The following is a 5,162-nucleotide window of genomic DNA, read 5'->3' as shown; positions in this document are numbered from 1 at the left end:
GGCAAAGGCGGCGCGCCTGCTTGGTTTGACTCCGCGCCAGATTGGCTACGTGCTGAGGAAATACGGCGTCAAGATCAAGCGTCTCTGAAACAAACCGCCGAGCGAGAGTTGGATGTCCGCAGGGCAGGAACTGGTCGCTACATACGCCGGTCGCTTACCGCTCGATATCGCGCGCCAATCTGAGATGGGCAGGAAAGTGAGTTCGACCGCTGGACAGTTGCCGACTTGGTCAGGTAATGGCGCCTGCGACCGGTTGATCTGCGATATCTCCAACGTCGCACTGGTCGCGACGAGACTATCGCCCCGTTTCGTGACCGCGCGCCGGCAAACCGAGTTACAAAGTGGCCGAGGCAGTTTGATGTGCGTTCCTGCATTACTGCACGGAACACGACCTGACGGGAGACTATATGCGCAGCCAAAAAGAAAAGATGCTCGCAGGCGAGTTTTACAATGCGGCGGATCCGGAGATCCAAGCTGACCTGTTGGCCACCGGGGCTTGGATCAAACGGTACAATGATACGCTAGGCCAGACCCCGGGGCATTGGCATGAGCTTTTGTCCGAGCGGCTAGGAGAGGTTGGGCGCGGAACGGTCATCCGTCCGCCCTTTTTTTGCGACTACGGATTCAATATCCGCATTGGCGCCAATGCCTACATCAACTTCAACTGCGTTATTCTTGACGTGGTAGAGGTCACGATCGGGCAAGGAACGGCAATTGGGCCTGCCGTGCAGATTTATACCGCCGATCATCCACATGATCCCGAGCAGCGGCAGGCCGGCCTGCAGGTCGGGCGTCCTGTCCGCATTGGCAGCCGTGTCTGGATCGGCGGTGGAGCAATCATTCTGCCTGGCGTCACGATTGGCGATAATGCGGTCGTGGGCGCTGGCAGCGTGGTCACGCGAGATGTTCCCGCCGGGGCAAAGGTAGTGGGAATTCCTGCTCGTGTGGCCAACCCAAATAAACAGGCATAATCAACCTCCTTGATCGTGGAGGTGTCTGCGGGCTGTCGAACTGTGCCGAATTTCTTGTCGAAGCAGTTGAGCGTTGCATATTTTGTCGCGGTCGGCTCGGGCCGCTTCGGTTCATTTTCCACGGGTCGCGAAATCATACGCCTAATGCGCAGCAGCGTGCTCAAGTCCCGCCCCAGCGCCTTCGTTGTGCTGCCATTAGCATTCTACCCCGACGAGTCGAGCCGCGGCGGCGGACGAGCGCAATATGGAGGACTTCCGGGTAGCCCTCGCATTGTCGCGCATGAATGCGCGCATGTGGAAGAGAATGCCGCCCGGGAACGACAATTTCCTGGCATCCTGCTCGACCAGACGCCTGCGGGGTACGTCCGCCTCCTCGAGCGCCAATTCGCCGAAGCCTTCTGGTGTGAATACGCCGTTTGTCGCGTCTCGCGCGGAACGAGGAACAGCGCTTCCGAGAGAACCTGACTTCCCGCCTGAACGATGCGCGTACGCATGCCCGCGAGGCCATCCGTTCATACCGGACCCATAGAGATGTCGAGCGCGTTTTGCAGGAAGTGGGCGGAGCGGCTCTGGAGCCGCTACGGATAGCGTCATACCTGTTCGGCCATCTCGATGGCACTTCGGACGAAGAATGTGACGTTGCCGCCGAATTGCAGGCCGCCGATCCTATCTTCGTAGCCGCGATCGGGGAACTCGTATCGCAAATGCGCCTGCTGTGGAACCGACGCGGCGCGTGGGAAACCCATGACGACATGTTGGTGCTGGGCCGGACTGCGTTCGCCATCATCCGGGTGTGTGGCGTGCATGCAATAGCTCAACCGGATGGCAGAGCGTATATCAGCGTCCCATTCACTGCCGACACCAATGTAGCGACTTCGCTCGTCCGCGATGGCGGGAACCGAACTGCGGCGTTCCCCTTACAGGAAGTGGCGGCAGGGGGCGTTATCGTGCTTGGGGGATCGTTTAAGTCGGCGGTCGCGTCTCGACCAGGCGTCGAAATCAATAGCCTTTGTCGCTGTTCCCGCTGCTGGGAATAGGATTTGGCGAGCGTTCAGCGCACCTGCTGCGTGCGATGGACCAGGAAGATCGAAACAGCGCAGGCGACGCTGACAACCAGCTCTGCCTCGTCATCGCCGAGTTGCTGTCCCTCCCGAATATGTCTTGCCTTGTCCGAGGCAAAACCCCAGAGCTTTTCCACGGCCTCGTCGAGCGGGCGAGGAAGGCCGAGGCGCGGCACCAGTCGTCCAGCGTCAGTCCCGGTTCATTGGCGACGTCGCGTGCAACGCTTTCCAGCGCCGCAACGGAAATGCTGGATAGCTGTTTGATCCCAGGTTTTGATGGGGCATCAGCAAGGCTGGCTGAATTTGTAATGCGTCCGGGCAAGACTCGGGAAGGATGCGACACACTCCGGACGAACTGACCGGCTCGAAGCCCCGGCCGCAGCATGCAACCCGGTACTGCCGCGGCAGCAATTGCTGGAGCCGTCGCGAATTCCTCTGGGAATGAGGCCCTTAGACGGGAAAGGCGGGGCTCGTCCCCGCCCTTTGATTCCGCGCAGATTGGCCTACGGCTGCTGCGCTCCCGAACGACTGTTGATACGGATTTAGGCTGCGACCTTCTTGCGGGTCCGTTTCGCCGGCGCCGGCGCCGGGGCTTCCGGCTCTTTCGGTTTGCGGCCGAGTCCCATGGTCTTGGCCAAGGCGGAGCGCGTAGCGGCGTAATTCGGCGCGACCATGGGATAATCCGACGGCAGACCCCATTTGGCGCGATATTCGTCCGGGGTCAGACCATAGTGCGTCGCCAGATGGCGCTTTAGCGATTTGAATTTCTTGCCGTCTTCAAGGCTAATGATGTAGTCCGGTTCGATCGACTTTTTGATCGGGACAGCAGGTTTTTTCACAGGCACGGGCTCTTCTGCCGGTATGAGCCCGGCTGTGCCTTTTAGAGCCCCGTGCACTTGGGCGATCAGGGCAGGAAGCTCCCCCGCCGGGACGGGGTTGTTGGAGACGTAGGCTGACACAACATCGGCAGTGAGCTCGATGAGGATGTCGGTGTTGTGGGCTTCTTCTGTCATAAACTTCTCCGGGCAGCTTGAAACACAGTCGGGCGAAGTGTCGCTACATAGTGGCGGTTGCTGCTGAAAGCAAATGGATCGACGGGTGCGCTGCTCCTCCACCATTGAAGTCTCGGGGACGCATCCCGTCATCGTCCATCGGCCTAGAGGCAGCGTATTGCATTATGGGAGCGGTCGCGCCTGCCGCCTTCTGCCGATTTGACCGAAAACGCCGCTGCATCAACCAGATACTGAGTCGCGAGGATGGCTGGATGCCTGGCCGACGCGATCGCGATTGCCGTATCGTGGCTCAAGGGCAGCAGTTTCGCTAAGACCGCAGCGGGCCTGAGTTTGCCCGGCTCATCGCAGATGATTTGGCGATAAGTCGCAGCGCTCATCAGAACCTGTGCGCTGGCAGCGGATCGCGAACGACATCCATATAGGCTTGGGCTGCGTTGAACAGGATGTTACTTTCGGTGTTGCGCAGGCTTTCGACAGAAGCCTTGACTTGCGATTTGGCTGCGGCGACGCTGTTCTTCGCCTGAAAACCGTCTAACAGCGTCTGATTGATCTCGACTCCATACTTGCCGGAAGTCAAACGCGCGTCATCATTCCTCTCATTGAGGTGGCTGCTTGAGTGATCAACGCTCGCGGAACCCTTGATGGTCGGGCGCCACCCCGACTTGGCGATGGCCACGCTCTCGGCGGTGACGCGAACCTTGGCGCGAGACGAATTCAGCGAAGAATTATACTGGTGGCCTTCGACAGGGCGCTCAAAACGGTTTCGGCCGAGGCGCCGCTCGAATATAGCGATACAGCCTAAAAAAACCGGTCTTTTGCTTGGTCTCAAATCATTTCTGCTTTCGTGAACGCTAAAGCTTGACTGCCATGCGGGCGCCAAGCTGCTACACATCACCTCGCGGGCAACCGTGCACCACACGGGAGTCGCCCGAGCGATACATTCGTCACTTGCCGCGTATCAGCGCTGGTGATTGCACTTTGCAGCCCGCCTCCGGGTCCGCAGCGCTCACGCTGTTGGTTTTGCGCCTGTAGGCTTCGGAAGTCGGATTGCCGCAGCTAATTTCGTCACGCGGACGAATTCAACAGTCGATTGTTTGGATCGAGGGCATCCACACCATTGATGCCTCCAGAATAGATCCAGCTACTATCACCGTGCTCTAATGGCAGGGACGGCCAGCACAAGCGCAACACGATCCGGCTGTGGCTGCGAAAATCATTTCGTCTCGCAAGAGCGCCAGTTGATCATCGACACCGCGCGCGGGTCTGTCGCTGCGTTACGTATTCATGCTACTGCATCGCGCGCTCGGTCGACCCCTTTAAGCCAGGTGGCTCGCCGCATTGCGAGACGGTGACGGGCAAGGGAGAGCGTATCTCGCGGGCAACCACGAAGGCGCTCTGGCAACGAAGCGAGGCGGATGGCCTTGCGGGTGGCCGAGAGATGTCATCCGGCTCTCCTGCCGACCTCTGCCGGCCAGATCTGGAGCAACAGCTTTGCGCAGATATGGCTCTCTTCAGAGGCCATCTATGATGGGAGCCGAGCGCGTCTCGAGCCGGGGAATAGGCTGCACATGCGCTGTGCCCACCTATTGCGATCGTGCTAACCTTGGCTGTTCGGACTTGCCGTTAAGGCAAGCGACAGATTGAAGTTATGCTGCACCATCTGATTCCCTGGCTCGGTTTCGAGAGCTCGCCGATACAGGGCCTGTGCCGCGTCATGCCGCCCCTCAATGTCCAAGATCACGCCCTTCGCATTCAATGCACGTACGTTTGCTGGGGCTGCAACCAAGACGCTGTCGAGCACCTCAACCGCTTCGTGCGGGCGCTTCTGGGCCACCAAGGCTTTTGTAAGCCGTATCGCCGCATCAACATTGTCCGGGTGCTGCTTCACCTCATCCCGCAAAGCCCGCTCTTGAACATCCTGACCAACTTCGCGCAAAATGCGTTCGCGCATAGCCGGATCGATTTGATCGGCGCTGAGCAACTCTGGGGAAGATGTCTCCTGCACGGAAAGAGCGGGCTTTTGCCAGCTGGCGCAACCGCCCAAAGGCAGAATGGCGAGTACGGCAAAAAGAAGTGAGCTCCGGCGCCGAAACATAGGCGATGGAGAAACTGTATTT

General features: G+C 59.3%; 6 protein-coding genes and 1 pseudogene. 2 read left to right on the top strand and 5 right to left on the bottom strand.

The window, feature by feature from the left end; all coding sequences use genetic code 11:
• A partial coding sequence (locus tag EOA85_RS40165; RefSeq protein ID WP_164759908.1) for a helix-turn-helix domain-containing protein occupies positions 1-88 on the top strand: 88 nt, incomplete at its 5' end.
• A gap of 319 nt (positions 89-407) precedes the next feature.
• Positions 408-971, top strand: a complete 564-nt coding sequence (locus tag EOA85_RS27040; RefSeq protein ID WP_127211807.1) for a sugar O-acetyltransferase — start codon at positions 408-410, stop codon at positions 969-971.
• Between the two features lie 590 nt (positions 972-1,561).
• On the opposite strand, the gene EOA85_RS27035 is transcribed toward EOA85_RS27040, so the two are convergent.
• From EOA85_RS27035 to EOA85_RS27015, 5 genes and pseudogenes are all read right to left on the bottom strand, one after another.
• Entirely contained in the window at positions 1,562-1,777 is a 216-nt protein-coding gene (locus tag EOA85_RS27035) for a hypothetical protein (RefSeq protein WP_127211806.1), read from the bottom strand.
• 245 nt (positions 1,778-2,022) lie between these two features.
• Entirely contained in the window at positions 2,023-2,208 is a 186-nt protein-coding gene (locus EOA85_RS27030; RefSeq protein WP_127211805.1) for a hypothetical protein, read from the bottom strand.
• Between the two features lie 366 nt (positions 2,209-2,574).
• Positions 2,575-3,045 carry a MucR family transcriptional regulator gene (locus EOA85_RS27025; protein WP_127211804.1) on the bottom strand — a complete coding sequence of 157 codons (471 nt, stop codon included), beginning with the start codon at positions 3,043-3,045 and terminating at the stop codon, positions 2,575-2,577.
• 185 nt (positions 3,046-3,230) lie between these two features.
• Positions 3,231-3,819, bottom strand: a pseudogene (locus tag EOA85_RS27020) (TolC family protein); the annotation flags it as partial.
• An 823-nt stretch (positions 3,820-4,642) separates the two neighbouring features.
• Entirely contained in the window at positions 4,643-5,140 is a 498-nt protein-coding gene (locus tag EOA85_RS27015) for a tetratricopeptide repeat protein (RefSeq protein ID WP_127211808.1), read from the bottom strand.
• Positions 5,141-5,162 lie beyond the last annotated feature (22 nt).

It is taken from the genome of Mesorhizobium sp. M5C.F.Ca.IN.020.29.1.1 (assembly GCF_003997375.1).
GTDB classification, from domain to species: Bacteria; Pseudomonadota; Alphaproteobacteria; order Rhizobiales; family Rhizobiaceae; genus Mesorhizobium; species Mesorhizobium wenxiniae.
Note: the sequence above shows the minus strand (reverse complement) of the source record. Positions and strands in the feature narration are given on the sequence as shown.